The 15,290-nt window shown below is 68.7% G+C and carries 15 protein-coding genes and 1 tRNA gene; 7 read left to right on the plus strand and 9 right to left on the minus strand.

All coding sequences use genetic code 11. The features are described 5' to 3' along the window. Positions 1-3: 3 nt before the first annotated feature. Both ppk2 and QQK83_RS02920 read left to right on the plus strand, forming a co-directional pair. A complete protein-coding gene (gene ppk2 / locus QQK83_RS02915; protein ID WP_284261541.1) occupies positions 4-894 on the plus strand; it encodes a polyphosphate kinase 2 in 891 nt (296 codons plus the stop codon). Positions 895-901: 7 nt separating this feature from the next. Continuing rightward, complete coding sequence (locus QQK83_RS02920) at positions 902-1,519, plus strand: TetR/AcrR family transcriptional regulator (protein WP_284261542.1); 618 nt, start codon at positions 902-904, stop codon at positions 1,517-1,519. Between the two features lie 135 nt (positions 1,520-1,654). On the opposite strand, the gene QQK83_RS02925 is transcribed toward QQK83_RS02920, so the two are convergent. Further along, entirely contained in the window at positions 1,655-3,217 is a 1,563-nt protein-coding gene (locus QQK83_RS02925; protein ID WP_284261543.1) for a helicase HerA-like domain-containing protein, read from the minus strand. A 493-nt stretch (positions 3,218-3,710) separates the two neighbouring features. Here QQK83_RS02925 and QQK83_RS02930 point away from each other — a divergent pair, with 493 nt between their 5' ends. Next, positions 3,711-4,313, plus strand: a complete 603-nt coding sequence (locus tag QQK83_RS02930; protein WP_284261544.1) for an invasion associated locus B family protein — start codon at positions 3,711-3,713, stop codon at positions 4,311-4,313. A gap of 96 nt (positions 4,314-4,409) precedes the next feature. Here QQK83_RS02930 and QQK83_RS02935 read toward each other — a convergent pair whose 3' ends face one another. From QQK83_RS02935 to QQK83_RS02950, 4 genes are read right to left on the minus strand one after another with little or no spacing between them, the layout of a single operon-like run. Next, a complete protein-coding gene (locus QQK83_RS02935) occupies positions 4,410-5,621 on the minus strand; it encodes a beta-ketoacyl-[acyl-carrier-protein] synthase family protein (protein ID WP_284261545.1) in 1,212 nt (403 codons plus the stop codon). Between the two features lie 6 nt (positions 5,622-5,627). Next, entirely contained in the window at positions 5,628-5,897 is a 270-nt protein-coding gene (locus tag QQK83_RS02940) for an acyl carrier protein (RefSeq protein WP_284261546.1), read from the minus strand. A 30-nt stretch (positions 5,898-5,927) separates the two neighbouring features. Then, a complete protein-coding gene (gene lpxD, locus QQK83_RS02945; RefSeq protein WP_284261548.1) occupies positions 5,928-7,025 on the minus strand; it encodes a UDP-3-O-(3-hydroxymyristoyl)glucosamine N-acyltransferase in 1,098 nt (365 codons plus the stop codon). 39 nt (positions 7,026-7,064) lie between these two features. Then, positions 7,065-8,663 carry a L,D-transpeptidase family protein gene (locus tag QQK83_RS02950; protein ID WP_284261550.1) on the minus strand — a complete coding sequence of 533 codons (1,599 nt, stop codon included), beginning with the start codon at positions 8,661-8,663 and terminating at the stop codon, positions 7,065-7,067. Positions 8,664-9,080: 417 nt separating this feature from the next. On the opposite strand from QQK83_RS02950, the gene QQK83_RS02955 reads away from it, so the two are divergent. The 4 genes from QQK83_RS02955 to QQK83_RS02970 all read left to right on the plus strand — a co-directional run bounded on the left by QQK83_RS02955 (position 9,081) and on the right by QQK83_RS02970 (position 10,906). Further along, entirely contained in the window at positions 9,081-9,641 is a 561-nt protein-coding gene (locus tag QQK83_RS02955) for a peptidoglycan L,D-endopeptidase MepK (RefSeq protein ID WP_284261552.1), read from the plus strand. Between the two features lie 148 nt (positions 9,642-9,789). Then, positions 9,790-10,239, plus strand: a complete 450-nt coding sequence (gene msrB / locus QQK83_RS02960; protein WP_284261554.1) for a peptide-methionine (R)-S-oxide reductase MsrB — start codon at positions 9,790-9,792, stop codon at positions 10,237-10,239. Beyond that, positions 10,236-10,751 (plus strand): peptide-methionine (S)-S-oxide reductase MsrA, encoded by a 516-nt coding sequence (gene msrA, locus QQK83_RS02965; protein WP_284261556.1) that lies wholly within the window; start codon positions 10,236-10,238, stop codon positions 10,749-10,751. Before msrB ends, msrA begins: the two co-directional genes overlap by 4 nt. A gap of 78 nt (positions 10,752-10,829) precedes the next feature. Then, positions 10,830-10,906: transfer RNA gene (locus QQK83_RS02970), tRNA-Arg, on the plus strand. Positions 10,907-11,079: 173 nt separating this feature from the next. Here QQK83_RS02970 and QQK83_RS02975 read toward each other — a convergent pair. The 4 genes from QQK83_RS02975 to QQK83_RS02990 are packed head-to-tail and all read right to left on the minus strand — an operon-like array spanning position 11,080 to position 15,290. Then, a complete protein-coding gene (locus tag QQK83_RS02975) occupies positions 11,080-12,528 on the minus strand; it encodes a mannitol dehydrogenase family protein (RefSeq protein WP_284261558.1) in 1,449 nt (482 codons plus the stop codon). Between the two features lie 4 nt (positions 12,529-12,532). Beyond that, a complete protein-coding gene (locus QQK83_RS02980; protein WP_284261561.1) occupies positions 12,533-13,261 on the minus strand; it encodes an SDR family oxidoreductase in 729 nt (242 codons plus the stop codon). A gap of 59 nt (positions 13,262-13,320) precedes the next feature. Continuing rightward, positions 13,321-14,418 carry an ABC transporter ATP-binding protein gene (locus tag QQK83_RS02985; RefSeq protein ID WP_284261563.1) on the minus strand — a complete coding sequence of 366 codons (1,098 nt, stop codon included), beginning with the start codon at positions 14,416-14,418 and terminating at the stop codon, positions 13,321-13,323. 2 nt (positions 14,419-14,420) lie between these two features. Continuing rightward, complete coding sequence (locus QQK83_RS02990; protein WP_284261565.1) at positions 14,421-15,290, minus strand: carbohydrate ABC transporter permease; 870 nt, start codon at positions 15,288-15,290, stop codon at positions 14,421-14,423.

The following is a 15,290-nucleotide window of genomic DNA, read 5'->3' on the forward strand; positions in this document are numbered from 1 at the left end:
CAGATGTCCAAACCCTTCGACGGGGCGATTTCCGAGTTCTACGAGAGCCTTGCGCCCGAGCATGTCCGCGACGTCATCCGGCAAGCGAAGAAGGACCGCATCCTCGATGCGGGCTACCCCTATGACGAACGGATGGACAAGGACGACTACGAGGATCAGCTCGCCGCGCTCCAGATCGAGCTGGTGAAGTTCCACGCCTGGGTCCGCGACACGGGCCAGCGCATCGCCGTGGTCTTCGAGGGGCGCGACGCCGCGGGCAAGGGCGGGGCCATCGCCCGCGTGCGCCAGAACCTGAACCCGCGGGTCGCAGGCGTGGTGGCGCTGTCGAAGCCGACCGAGCGCGAGGCCGCGCAATGGTATTTCCAGCGCTACATCCACCACCTGCCCGCGGGCGGCGAGATCCGGCTGTTCGACCGCAGCTGGTACAACCGAGGCGTGGTCGAGCATGTCTTCGGCTTCTGCACGCCGGACGAGCGGCAGATGTTCTTCCGGCAATTGCCGGATTACGAGAAGATGCTGGTGGATGACGGCATCCGGCTGACGAAGATCTGGCTCAACGTGGGCCGCGCCGAACAGCTGCGCCGCTTCCTCGACCGCGAGGGCGATCCGTTGAAACAGTGGAAACTCAGCTGGATCGACGTGGAGGGCCTCAAGAAATGGGAGGCCTATTCCGCCGCCATCGCCGAGACCCTGTCGCTGGGCCATTCGGCGCACGCGCCCTGGACAGTGATCCGCGCCGATGACAAGCGCCGCGCGCGGCTGGCGGTGATCCGCACGATCCTGCAGGACGTGGCCTATGACGGCAAGGACGCGGATGTCGTGGGCCGCCCCGACCCCGCGATCTGCGGCGGGCCCGAGATCTGGGCCGACGATGCCGCGCCGGGCGCGGACTGATCCGGCGATGGTCAAGCGCGGCTACCATCACGGGAACCTCAAGCAGGCGCTGGTCGACGCGGCCCTGCGCCTGATCGAGGAGAAGGGACCGACGGGCTTCACCCTGTCGGAGGCCGCCAAGACCGCGGGCGTGACGCCCGCCGCGGTCTACCGCCATTTCGAGGGGCGCGAACAGCTGATCGAGGAATGCGCGCGGCAAGGCCACGAGATCTTCGCCGACCTGATGGCGCATGCCTTCAACGGCGGGCGGCCGTCGGCGCTGGCGGCCTTCGAGGCGACGGGGCGGGCCTATCTCGCCTTTGCGCGCAAGTTTCCCGGGCATTACATGGCGATGTTCGAAAGCGGCACCTCGATCAATGCGACACCCGAGCTGGCCGCCGCCGCCGCGCGGTCGCGGGCGGTGCTGGAACGCGCGGCCGAAGCCCTGTCCGAGCATATCCCCGAGGGCATGCGGCCGCCGCCCTCGATGTTCTCGGCCCACATCTGGGCGATGAGCCACGGGGTCGTGGAGCTTTTCGCGCGGGGCCGCCCCGGCGCGCAATCGCCCTTTCCGCCCGAGGACCTGCTGGAGGCGGGGATCGGCATCTACCTGCGGGGTCTTGGCCTGATCCGGCCCGACAGCTGAGGGCCGCGGATTTTTGAAAAAATCCAGGCAAGGGGGGCGCGCCGCTGGCGCGGCGCGCAAGAATTTTCGTACGAAAATTCTCATGAGCCGCGCGAATTTTCGTACGAAAATTCGCGCAGCTCCCCAACCGGCGCGTCACCGGCCCCGGAACAGCCCCCCGAGGATGCCCCGCACGACCGCCCGGCCCGACTGTGTGCCGAGCTGGCGCGCGAAGCTCTTGGCGAACGCGGTCCCCACGCTGTCCGACCGCGAAGAGGAGGAGGACCGCCGCGCGGGCTGGCTGGTGGAGCGGCTGACGCGGGTGCCCGAATAGCGCCGGGCGGCGGTGAACTCGCGTTCGGCGGCGGCCTCTGCCTCGGCCTCGGCGCGTTCGGCCTGTTCGGCCTCGCGGGCGGCGGCGGCGGCGCGGGCCTGCAGGATCTCGAAGGCGCTTTCGCGGTCGATCACCCGCTCGTATTTCCCCGCGAGCGGCGACATGCCGATCAGCGCCGCCCGCGTCGCATCGTCGATCGGCCCGAGCTGCGAGGACGGAGGGCGGATCAGCGTGCGTTCCGCCACGCCCGGTATCCCCTTGCGCTCCAGCAGCGAGGTCACCGCCTCGCCCACGCCGACCTCGCGGATCGCGTCCTCGATGTCGAAACGCGGGTTGTCGCGGTAGTTCATCGCGGCCTGCTTGAGGTCGCGCCGGTCCTTGGCGGTGAACGCGCGCAGCGCGTGCTGCACCCGGTTGCCGAGCTGGCCGAGGATATCCTCGGGCACGTCGGCGGGGTTCTGGGTCACGAAATAGACCCCCACCCCCTTGGACCGGATCAGGCGCGCCACCTGTTCGACCTTGTCGACCAGCGCCTTGGGCGCGTCCTCGAACAGCAGATGCGCCTCGTCGAAGAAGAACACGAGCCTGGGCTTGTCGGGGTCGCCCACCTCGGGCAGTTCCTCGAACAGTTCCGACAGCAGCCACAACAGGAAGGTGGCATAGAGCCGGGGCGACTGCATCAGCTGGTCGGCAGCCAGGATGTTGACGCGCCCGCGCCCCGCCGCATCGGTCAGGAACAGGTCGGCCAGCTCAAGCGCAGGCTCGCCGAAGAGCTTGTCCCCCCCCTGCCCCTCGAGCACCAGAAGCCGGCGCTGGATCGCGCCGATGGAGGCGGTCGAGATATTGCCGTAGCGCAAGCCCAGCTCGGCCCGCGCCTCGCCCACGAAGACCAGCAGCGCCTGCAGATCCTTGAGGTCGAGCAGCGCCATCTCCTCCTCGTCGGCGACGCGGAAGGCGATGTTCAGAACCCCCTCCTGCGCCTCGGTCAGCTCGAGCAGACGCGCCAGCAGAAGCGGCCCCATCTCGGACACCGTGGTGCGCACCGGGTGCCCCTTCTGCCCGAAGAGGTCCCAGAAGGTCACGGGGCACGCGCCATAGGAAAAGTCATGCAGGCCGATGGTGGCGGCGCGGGCGAGAAAGGCCTCGTGCAGCTTGTGATCGGCGCGGCCCGCCTGCGCGAGGCCCGCAAGATCGCCTTTCACATCGGACAGGAAGACCGGCACGCCGCGGGCCGAGAACCCCTCGGCCAGGATCTGCAGGGTGACGGTCTTGCCGGTCCCGGTCGCGCCCGCGATCAGCCCGTGGCGATTGGCGTAGCCCAGCAAAAGGTCTTGCGGGGTGCCATAGCCCTCGCCGCCGCCACCGATGAAAATCCCGTCACTCATGCACCGCCTCCCGGCCAAAATCACCGGGGCGCAGAATACAGCCCCCGCGCCTGCGCGCCAGTGCGAAGCGGTGCCCCGTGCGCCCGGACCAAAGCGGCCGCCGCGCGCGCCCGGACAGCATTTTGGACCAGTTGGTAAAAGGCGAAACACCCCCCGATTTGGGCTGTTGACGGATGCGACCGACTGTCATAGCGTCCCGATCAGAAAGTCGGCCAGTCCGACAGGGAGAGAAAAAAAACATGCAAAGGGTCCGCTTGCGGGCCCTTTCGCTTTTGGGTGCGGCCGTGCGGGCGGGGCCTGCATGGCGTCCCGGCGGGCGCGGTTCCACACCTCCGTCGCGCATGGTCTGCACATGGTCCCCCACGGGCAATGGCGGCGGCATCTCTTTGCCGATGCGCCCCGGACGCGGGGCATTTTGCCCCTGACAGCGCAGCCGTTGCATGTTAGCCACCGGGCGGAAAACCAGACGAAGACCGCAAAGGAGATGCGTCGCATGCCGCTTCAGACTGTCCTGCGGGCGGGCCTCGCGCTTGGCCTTGCCGCCCTGCCGCTGACGGCCCTGGCCCAGACCGCGGACACCCTTCCCGTGGGCGAAACCCCGGTGGGCGAGACCTATGTCGCGGAAACCCATGGCGATTGGGAAATCCGCTGCATCCGCGCCGAGGAAGGTCAGCCCGAACCCTGCCAGATGTATCAGCTCCTGCGCGACGAGGGCGGCGGGGCCGTGGCCGAGTTCAACGTCTTCGACCTGCCCGACGAAGGGCAGGTGGTGGCGGGTGCCACCATCGTGACGCCGCTCGACACGCTGCTGACGCCGGGCATCCGCCTGCGCGTCGATGACGGGACGTGGTCCGAATATCCCTTCGCCTTTTGCCAGCCCGTCGGCTGTTTCGCCCGCCTCGGCCTGACCGAGGGCAATGTCGAGGCGATGCGCGCGGGCGGTGAGGCCATCGTGGCGCTCGTGCCGCTTCCGGCCCCTGACCAGGTGATCCGGGTCGCGGCCTCGCTGAGCGGGTTCACGGCGGGCTTCGCCGCGCTGGAAGAGCGCAACGCCGCCGCGATCTCGCTGTTCCAGCAGCTGCAGCAGCAGCAATAAGGGCAAGGCCATCGCGGGGGCATCCGCGAGTTTGAACGAAAGACGAAACGCCCCGACCATCAGCCCGGTCGGGGCGTTTTCCGTTTCACGGCACGCTCAGGGGGCGCGGCGCAGCGCCAGAACGGCGTTCAGCCCGCCGAAGGCAAAGGCATTGGACAGGCAGGCGTCGACCTTGGCCTCGCGGGCCACGTTCGGCACCACGTCCAGCGCGCATTCGGGGTCGGGTTCCTCGTAGCCGATGGTGGGCGCGATCACCCCGTCCTTCAGCGCCATGATGCAGGCCAGAAGCTCGACCGCGCCGGTGCCGCCGATCAGGTGGCCATGCATCGACTTGGTCGAGGACATCATCAGCTCGTTGGCGTGATGCCCGAAGGCATCCGAGACGGCGGCGCATTCCACCCGGTCATTGGCCGCCGTTCCGGTGCCATGGGCGTTGATATAGGCGACCTCGTCGCGGTTCAGCCGGGCGTCTTTCAGCGCGCCCGAGATGGTGCGCGCCGCCCCCTGTTCCGAGGGCATGACGATATCGGCCGCGTCCGAGGTCATGGCGAAGCCCACCACCTCGGCCAGGATCTCGGCACCGCGCTTCCTCGCGTGCTCGAATTCCTCGAAGATGAAGACCGCCGCCCCCTCGCCCTGCACCATGCCGTTGCGGTTGGCGCTGAAGGGGCGGCAGGCGTCCTTGGACATCACGCGCAGCCCTTCCCAGGCCTTCACCCCGCCGAAACTCAGCATCGCCTCCGAGCCGCCCGTCACCATCACGTCGGCCACACCGCCCCGGATCAGCTGGAACGCCAGCCCCATCGCGTGATTGGACGAGGCGCAGGCGGTGGCGACCGAGAAACTCGGCCCCTTCAGGTTCCATTCCATGCTGACATGGCTGGCCGCGGCATTGTTCATCAGCTTGGGCACGACGAAGGGATGGACGCGGTTCTTCCCCTCCTCGTAGACCGAGCGGTAATTCTCGTCCCAGGTGTTCACGCCGCCGCCCGCGGTGCCCAGCACCACGCCCGACCGCGTGGCCAGCTCGCCCGCAAAGGTCAGCCCGGCCCCGTCCAGCGCCTCGTGCGCCGCAACAAGGGTGAATTGCGTAAACCGGTCGTAAAGCGCGATCTGCTGGCGGTTGAACCGCGCGTCGGGGTCATAGCCCTTGACCTGCCCGCCGATGCGCACCGACAGCCGCTCGACGTCGCGCAGCTCAAGCTCGCCGATGCCGCAGCGCCCCTCGCGCATCGCCTCGAGGGTGCGGGGCACGTCATGGCCAAGCGCGTTGATCGTGCCCTGGCCGGTGATGACGACGCGGCGCATGACGGCTCAGTCGCCCTTCTGCTCGGCCAGCAACCCCTCGACCGCGGCGACGATGGCGGCGACCGAGGAGATGTCGAACTCGCTGTCCTCGGGGGCATTGGCGTTGAACGGCACCTGGATGTCGAAGGCTTCCTCGATGGCGAAGATCGACTCGACCAGCCCGAGGCTGTCGATGCCGAGGTCCTGAAGGCTCGCCTCCATCGTCACGTCGCCCGGCTCCAGCACCGCCTGTTCGGCGATGATCCCGATCACCTTGTCGCGGACAGTCTCGGACATGCTTGCACCCCGTTTGATCTAGGGCGTCATCTAAGGGGTCTTGTCCGACTTGAAAACGGCTTTCTGCAGCTCTGCGACCGCTTTGGCCAGCCGCGGCAGGCGGCGCAGGCCCTTGTACATCTCGACCTGGGTTTCCATCCGCACCGCCGGATAGCCCAGCAGCGCGCGGCCCGGCGGCACGGTCGACAGGATGATGGTTGAGGCGCCCGTCACAACGTCCGACCCGATCTCGAGGTTGTCCGCCACCCCGGTCTGCCCGCCAAGGACAACGCGGTCGCCCACCGTCACCGAACCCGCGATGCCCACCTGCCCGCAGAGCAGGCAGTCGCGCCCGATGCGGCAGTTGTGTCCGACATGGACCATGTTGTCGAGCTTGGTGCCGTCGCCGATCACCGTGTCCGCCACAGTGCCCCGGTCGATCGTGGCATTCGCCCCGATCTCGACGTCATCACCGATGCGGACCGAGCCCAGCGAGTGAATCCGCGTCCAGCTTTGCGGCGTGACCGCCCCGTCGGCGCGGCCCAGCGAGGCGCGGGTGGTTTCCACCTGGCTCGCCTCGGGCGTCACGAAGCTGAACCCGTCGCCCCCGATCACGCAGTTAGGTTGCAGGATGGCGCGGTCCCCGATCACGACCCGCGCGCCCAGGCGCGCGCCCTGCAGGATCAGCGCGTCATCCCCGATCCGCGCCCCCTCGGCGATGGAGACATGGGACGCGATGCGCGCGTCCCGCCCGATCACCACGCCCGCGCCGATCACGACGAAGGGGCCGATGGCCGCCCCCGCGCCAACCTGCGCCGAAGGCTCGATCACCGCGGTCGGATGCACCCCCGCCGCGATCCGCGGCCCGGCGTCCAGCGCCTGCGTGACGCCTGCCATGGCCAGCCGCGGGCGCGGCGCGACGATGGCGGCCTCCAGCCCCAGCGCCTGCCAGTCCATGCCCGCCCCGATCACCGCCGCCCGCGCCTGCCCCTGCGCAAGCCCCGCGGCGTAGCGCGGGCTCATCGCCATGGCTAGGTCCGAGGGCCCTGCCGCCGAAGGCTCGGCCACCCCCGTCACCACGATATCGAGCGCGCCGAAGGCTTCCGCCCCCAGCGCGCGCGCCAAGTCCCTGATCGTGTGGCCCGTCATGGCCGCCCCCGCTGAAAGCCTGATCCGCGGGGGACAGGATTAGCTGGTGACCTCGGGCATGACCACCCCGCGCGCCTGCAGCGCCCGGCTCAGGATCGCGTTGCGCCCGTAGATGTCGTCGCGGGTCTGCAACCGGCCGTCGCTTTCCACCCAGGCCGTCCAGTAGGTCAGGTGAACCGGGATGTGCTTGTCGAGATTGAGATAGGTCTCCTCACCGGTGGCGCGGATGCCCTGGAACAGGCCCACCGGGTCATCGCTCTGCCGCGCCAGCAGGTGATAGGCGAACTCGTGCGGATCGGCCAGACGGACGCAGCCCGAGGAATAGGCCCGCACCGGGCGGTCCATCAGGTGCTGTTCGGGCGTGTCGTGCAGGTAGATCGCGTGACGGTTGGGGAACATGAACTTGACCGTGCCCAGCGCGTTGCGCGGCCCCGGCGGCTGGCGCAGGTCGAATGGGAAGCTCCGCACGCTGTAGCGGCTCACGTCGATGGACGCGAGGCTGACGGGCCGCCCGCCCTGCAACAGCTCCATGTAGGTGCCCCGCCCGGCAAGAATGCCGGGAATGTAGCTGCGCTCGGCGATGGAGCGCGGCACATACCAGCTCGGGTTGATGACCATGTGCTCCATCTCGTCCGAGAACTCGGGCGTCTGGCGGTCGCGCGCCCCGATCACCGAACGGGTGATGAAGGTCACCTCGCCGTCGTCGATCACGCGGGTGTGGAAATCGGTCAGGTTCACGAAGATCAGCCGGTCATGCAGCACACCGTCGTTGATCCAGCGGTGCCGCTCCATCGCCAGCGCGATCTCGTTCCAGTGATCCTCGACCGAGCGGTTGACCGCCGCGATGGTCGCCGCGCCCGCGATACCGTCGGCCTCGATCCCGTTGTTGGACTGGAAGGCCACCACCGCCGATTGCAGCCGCGCATCGTATTCCGCGGTCGCCGACCGCTCCAGGTAGCCCATCCGCATCAGCCGGTCGCGCAGCGCGATCACCGCGGGCCCGGTATCACCCGGCCGCAGGCTTCCGGCCTGCACGCGCGGGCCGTAACCGCCCGTCGCCGCCAGCTCTTCGAGCTGGAATTTCATCCGCATCAGGCGGGTGTAGCCCGCGCCCTGCGGCGGCAGGCTGGCCATGTATTCGTAAGGATTGCTCTGCAGGAATTCCGACATCAGCGCATAGGGGTCGCGGTGCGGCTGGTCCTGGAAGATGTCGGGGATCAGCTCGGACGGATCGAGGAAGCCGCCGTGAACATCATTGGCATATTGCAGGAACAGGCGGCTCGCCATGACGTCGGCCTGTCCGCGCAACCAGGGGTTCGTCGCGGTGCGGAACGCCTCGCGCAGCCCCTCGAGATCGTAGCGGTCCGTGGGCAGCGCGTGGTTGCCCGCCTGCTCGAGCGCGCGCAACAGCGCGTTGCGCCGGTCGGCGGCCTCGGAGACGGTCCAGACCGGCTCGAAATCGCGGTCGCGGTAAAAGGCGACAAGGCTCTCGTCCGAGGCCGCGGCCTCGGCGATGGCCTGGCGCAGCGCGGAAAAGGCCTGCGCCTGCACCGGCTGCGGCGCGATGGCGGCCAGGGTCACGGGCGCCACGGCCAGCGCGGCGGAGATCAGCGAAAGTCGGGCGAAGCGAAACATCATCTTGCGTCCTCGGGCGGTCAGGGCAGCGTCATCAAACGGTTGCGGCATCGTGCAAGGGAAAGCCTCGGTGTGTCCATTCACGATTCCGCAAGTCTTTTCCTATAGCTTCCCCGGCGCAACGGTGGTTTTGCCGACCCTCCGACCCGTCCTTTCCGCTTGCCGGGGCATCGACGGGCCGGGCGATCACACAGCGTCAGCGCGGGTTTCAGCCGGAGGAATCAGTCCAAGTGGCGGAAATTTGCCGATTCTCCGTTTCACGCCAGAGGGTAGCGCAGCAGGCTCTTCCGAATTTGTTTCGATTGTGTCATTCATCCCACAGCGTTCATGGGGATGGCACGCAAATCGCATAACAGGCCTGAGCAAAGGCCGACCGTTCGACCACGGGCAAGACGGGACAGACAAAGGGCAATCCGACCGATGACCGATACGACCTTCTCGCGCCGTGCGCTTCTGCGCGCCTTCGCCGCGACAGCCGTGACCGCGGCCCCGGTCATGGCGAATGCCACCGGGTTCCTGCGCGGCGCAGGCGATGTGCGCCGCATCCGCATGCACAACGGCCGTTCGGGCGAGGCGATCGACACGATCTACTGGATCGAAGGCGAATACATCGCCCCCGCCCTCGAAGACATCAACTATTTCATGCGCGACTGGCGCAACGACCAGGTCCACCGGATCGACATCCGCACCATCGACATCATGACCGCCGCACACCGACTGCTCGAGACCTCGGAACCCTACATGCTGCTGTCGGGCTACCGCAGCCCGCAGACCAACGCCATGCTGCGCAGCCGCTCGTCCGGCGTGGCACGCAATTCCTTGCACATGCAGGGCGAAGCGGCCGACCTGCGCATCTCGTCGCGCTCGGTCAACCAGATCTACCAGGCCGCGCGCGCCTGCAACGCCGGCGGCGTCGGTCGCTACTCCGGCTCGAACTTCGTCCACATGGACTGCGGCCCGGTCCGCACTTGGGGCAGCTGAGGGGCCATCGCTCCCCACCCCTTGCATCTGTGTTCTGTCCGCGCGCCCCGCAACCCCCTGCCGGGCGCGTTTTCGTGAACGCGTCCCGCATTGGACAGACGCGCCGCGACGCCCATATCCTGCAAGACACCACACCGCGGGAGAGGCCATGACGCGCTACACCAAGGACCCCGACGCGATTGCCCGGCTCACGCCCGAGCAATACCGCGTCACGCAAGCTTCCGGCACCGAGCGGCCCGGCACGGGCGCCTATCTCGGCAACAAGGAGCCGGGCATCTACGTCGACATCGTCTCGGGCGAGCCGCTTTTCGCCTCGTCCGACAAGTATGACAGCGGCTGCGGATGGCCCAGCTTCACCAAGCCCATCGAGCCCGCCCATGTCACCGAGCTGCGCGACCTCAGCCACGGCATGATCCGCACCGAGGTCCGCTCGACCCATGGCGACAGCCACCTCGGCCATGTCTTCCCCGACGGGCCGCGCGACCGGGGCGGGCTGCGCTATTGCATCAACTCGGCCGCGCTCCGCTTCGTCCACCGCGACGACATGGAGGCGGAAGGCTACGGCGACTATCTCGATCAAGTGGAGGATGTGGCATGAGCGACAAACGTGAACGCGCCGTTCTGGCGGGCGGCTGTTTCTGGGGCATGCAGGAGCTGATCCGCCACAAGCCCGGCGTCCTATCGACCCGCGTGGGCTACACCGGCGGCGACGTGCCCAACGCGACCTATCGCAACCACGGCACCCATGCCGAGGGGATCGAGATCGTCTTCGACCCTTCGCAGATCAGCTACCGCGAGATGCTCGAGTTCTTCTTCCAGATCCACGACCCCACCACGAAGAACCGGCAGGGCAACGACATCGGCCTGTCCTACCGCTCGGCGATCTACTACGTCGACGAGGCGCAGAGGGCCTGCGCGCTCGACACCATCGCGGATGTCGAGGCCTCGGGCCTCTGGCCCGGCCGCGTCGTGACCGAGGTGGAACCGGTCGGCCCCTTCTGGGAGGCCGAGCCGGAGCATCAGGATTACCTCCAGCGCATTCCGCATGGCTACACCTGCCATTTCGTGCGCCCCGGCTGGGTCCTGCCCAAACGCGCCGCCGCCGAGTAACCGCCACGCCAGCCCCCTGCCCCGACCCGCCGTTTTCCCGTTGCGAGCGACCGGGCCGGGGGCTATACCGCCGCACAGGCACCTGTAGCTCAGCTGGATAGAGCGCTGCCCTCCGAAGGCAGAGGCCAGAGGTTCGAATCCTCTCAGGTGCGCCATTTTTCTTTTTTTCGCTATCGCCCTTCGGGCTCCTTGAGCGCGTGTCGCGGTCATGGAATGGCCTTCGACGCGCGACGCTCTTTTTGCGCGACCGCCCTTCGGGCTGCTTGAGCGCGGTTGCGGTCGAACACTCCTCGCCCCCCCGCCCGAACGGCCCTGCCTCTCCGGGGCATCAGGCCGGGGGCAAACCTTCCGCGTAGCGCGCAAGACAGGCCGCCACGCCCTCGTCGCGCAGGCGCTGTCGCCATTGCGCGAAGGCCCGGCCGAGCCGCGCGTTGCCGCCCAACTCGCCGAACACCTCGGCGAAGCCGAGAAACCCCGACCCCGCGGCGCGGCGCTTCAGCTCGGCGGCGCGCGGGTCGTTGAGCTGCGCCTCCGGCGTCACGTCGCAATAGTGGCACCAGATCGCCAGCTCCAGCGCCAGCCCCGAGACCGGCGCATCGGCGGCCAGCGCGTCGCGCAGGCTGGGCAGGATGAACTTGGGCTGCCGGTCCGACCCGAAGGCCGCGTTGCGCGCGATGGTGTCGCCGATCGCCGGGTTCGAGAACCGTTCGATCACGCTGTCGAGGTAGGCGGCGTAATCCTGCCCCGCGAGCGGCGGCAACAGCGGCATCACCTCGCGCGTCATCAGCGCCCGCAGCCAGTCGCGGATCACGGGGTCACGCATCGCGTCATGCACCTGCGCATGGCCCGTCAGCGCGGCGGCGTAGGACATCGCGGCATGGCTGGCGTTCAGAAGCCGCAGCTTCATCCGCTCATGGGCCGCCACATCCGCGACGAAGGTCACGCCCACCTCCTCCAGCGGCGGGCGGCCGGCGGCGAAGCGGTCCTCGATCACCCAGTCGCGGAACGGCTCGCACAGAACCGGCGCCGCGTCCTGCAGGCCGATCTCCGCGCAGAGCCGCGCGCGCTCGGCCCCGGTCACCGCGGGGCAGATGCGGTCGACCATGGAATTGGGAAAGGCGCAGGTCGCGGCGATCCAGTCTGCAAGGCCGGGATCACGCGCCGCGGCAAGGCCCGAGACCAGCCGCTCGGCGATGGCCCCGTTGCCCTGCAGGTTGTCGCAGGACAGCACCGTCAGGCCGCCCATCCCCACCAGCCGCCGCGCCCGCAGGGCCGCGACGATCATGCCGAAGACGGTGCGCGGCACCACGGCCCCGGCCGCGTCGGCGGCAAGATTGGGGTGCGACAGGTCCGGCAGCCCGTCCGCCCCGAGGAAATACCCCCCCTCGGTGATCGTCAGCGACAGGATGCGGATCTGGGGCGCGGTCAGCGCCGCCACGATGGCGGCCGGCTCGACGGGCAGGAACCCGGTCATCACCGCGGTGACCCGCGTGGCGACATGCCCCGGCGCGCGTTCGGTCACCGAACTCAGCCCGTCCTGCGCCAATAGCGCCGCGCGCATCGCGTCATCCTCGGGGCGCACCCCCGCGCCCAGCACGCCCCAGTCATGCCCGAGCCCCAGGCCGAACAGATCGTCGAGATAGACCCCCATGTGCCCGCGGTGGAAATTGCCGACCCCGACATGCACGATGCCGGATGTCAGCGCGGCAGGGTCATGGCGCGGCGCGGCCACCCCCGCGGGCAGGGCGCCGAGCGCCTGAAGGCACAGCCGTTGCATCGGGTCAGACCGCCGTGAAGCCGCCGTCGATCGGCAGCGCGGCCCCCGAGATCATCGAGGCCCCGTCGCTCAGCAGGAACACCACCGGCGCCGCGATCTCGTCCTCGGTCGCCCAGCGCCCCAGCGGCATGGTCTGCAGGAACGGTCCCTCGATCTCGGGCCTGCCCCAGTACCAGGCCGACATCGGCGTCATCACCACGGTCGGATGCACGCTGTTCACGCGGATGCCATGCGGCCCCAGCTCCAGCGCCGAGACGCGGGTGATGTTGTCCAGCGCCGCCTTGGACGAGCCGTAGGAGATATGCCCCCTGAGTGCCACCAGCGAGGCCTGGCTCGAGACATTGACGATCACGCCGCCCTGCCCCCGCCGGATCATCTCGCGGCTGGCGTATTTCGTGACCAGCAGCGCGCCGCGCGCGTTGATCGTGATGACCTTGTCGAAGACCTCGATGTCGGTCTCCATCGGCGTGGCGATCTCGCCGCCGAAGCCGCCGCAATTGACCACGCCGAACAGGTCGCGCCCCTCGATGGCCGCGCGCACGCTCTCCTCCGACGCGAGGTCGAAGACCACCGTGTCGCAGCCGGTCTCGGCCGCCAGCGCCGCCAGCCGGTCGCCGTCCCGCCCCGAGGCCAGCACATCGGCCCCTTCGGCCACCAGATGCCGCACGATCGCGCCGCCGATGCCGCCGCTCGCCCCCGTCACGAGGATCGTGCCCCTGTCGAGACCCTTCATCCGTTCTTCTCCTGTCCTGTTGCGCCCATCGGGCGGAAAGTCACCTGTGCCGCCATCGCTCAGGGCGCCATCAGCGATGCGCCCGTCTCCGGGTCGAAGACGACCGCCTGGGCCATGTCGAGATGCAGCGCCGCCTCGGTCTTCTCGCGCAGCCCCGCGCGCGCGGGCAGCCGCGCCACCAGCGATTGCCCCGCCGCCTCGAGCATGGCGTAGATGTCGGGCCCGGTCGGCTCGATCAGCTCGACCCGTGCCGCGAAGGGAACCGAGCCCGGCCCCGCCTCGGTCGAGATCCATTCGGGCCGCAGGCCCAGCTCGATCTCGCGCCCCTCGGCCAGCGGCACGGTCCCGCGCGGCAGGGGCAGGCGCAACTCGCCCGCCGCCGCCGCCGCCGCCCCCTGCGCGACAAAGGCCCCGTCGCGGACCCGCCCCTTGACCAGGTTCATCGCGGGCGAGCCCATGAAGGTGGCGACGAAGCGGTTGGCCGGGCGGTCGTAGATCTCGGCGGGCGTGCCGAACTGCTGCACCGCGCCGCCCTCCATCACCGCGATCTTCGTGGCCATGGTCATCGCCTCGACCTGGTCATGGGTGACGTAGACGATGGTGGTGCCCAGCCGCTGATGCAGGCGCTTGATCTCGGTGCGCATGTCCACCCGCAGCTTCGCGTCGAGGTTCGACAGCGGCTCGTCGAACAGGAACAGCCGAGGGTCGCGCACCAGCGCCCGGCCCATGGCGACGCGCTGGCGCTGGCCGCCCGACAGGGCCGCGGGCTTGCGCTTCAGCAAGTGCCCGATCTGAAGAAGCTCGGCCACCTCGGCGACCTTGGCGGCCTGCGCCGCCTTGTCCATGCCTGCCATCCGCAGCGGAAAGGCGATGTTCTTCTCGACCGTCATCGCCGGGTAAAGCGCGTAGGACTGGAACACCATGGCGATGTTGCGCGCCTTGGGCTCCAGCCCGTCGATGCGGCGATCCGCCAGCCGGATCTCGCCGCCCGACAGCTCGGTCAGACCGGCGATCATGTTCAGAAGCGTGGACTTGCCGCAGCCCGAGGGGCCGACGAGCACCAGGAAATCCCCCGCCTCGATGTCGATCGAGACCTCGTGCAGAACCTCGGTCGCGCCGAAACGCTTGGTCACGCGGTCGATGCTGAGCGATGCCATGACTATCCTTTCACCGCCCCGGACGTCAGGCCGCGCAGGAAATACCTGCCGCCGACGATGTAGACGAGCATGGTCGGCAGGGCGGCGATCATCGCGCCGGCCATGTCGACGTTGTAGGCCTTGGTCCCCGTCGAGGTGTTGACGAGGTTGTTGAGCGCGACCATCAGCGGCCGCGTGTCGGGCCCCGCGAAGGACGCCCCGAACAGGAAATCGTTCCAGACGTTCGTGAACTGCCAGATGATCGCCACCACGAAGATCGGCCAGCTGATCGGCACGAGGATGATGGTGAAGATCTGCCAGAACCCCGCCCCGTCCATCCGCCCCGCCGCGATCAGCTCGTCGGGAACGGTGACGTAGAAATTCCGGAAGAAGAGCGTGGTGAAGGGGATGCCGTAGCACACATGCACAAGCACCAGCCCCCCCAGCGTGCCCGCCAAGTCCAGCAGGCCCAGCAGCCGCGCCATCGGGATCAGCACGATCTGGAACGGGATGAAGCAGCCGAACAGCAGCATCCCGAAGATGATGCTGTCGCCCCGGAACCGCCATTTCGACAGCACGTAGCCGTTGACCGCCCCCAGCGCGACCGAGATCGAGACGGCGAAGACGACCAGCAGGATCGAGTTCCAGAAATAGCCCCGCAGCCCCTCGCAGGCCACCGCGATGCAGGCCGAGGACCACGCGAGCCCCCAGGCCTCGAAGGACCAGAGCCGCGGCGGCGACAGGATGGTCGCGGTCTCGAACCCCGCACCCCCGGTGATCTCGGGCATGGTCTTGAGCGAGGTGAAGACCATCGCCACCAGCGGCAGCAGGAAAAAGCCCGCCGCCAGAACAAGCACGAGGTAGACGACCCCCCGCTGGACACTGCGGCGCAT

The organism is Roseicyclus amphidinii (assembly GCF_030163755.1).
In the GTDB taxonomy this organism is placed as follows: domain Bacteria; phylum Pseudomonadota; class Alphaproteobacteria; order Rhodobacterales; family Rhodobacteraceae; genus Roseicyclus; species Roseicyclus amphidinii.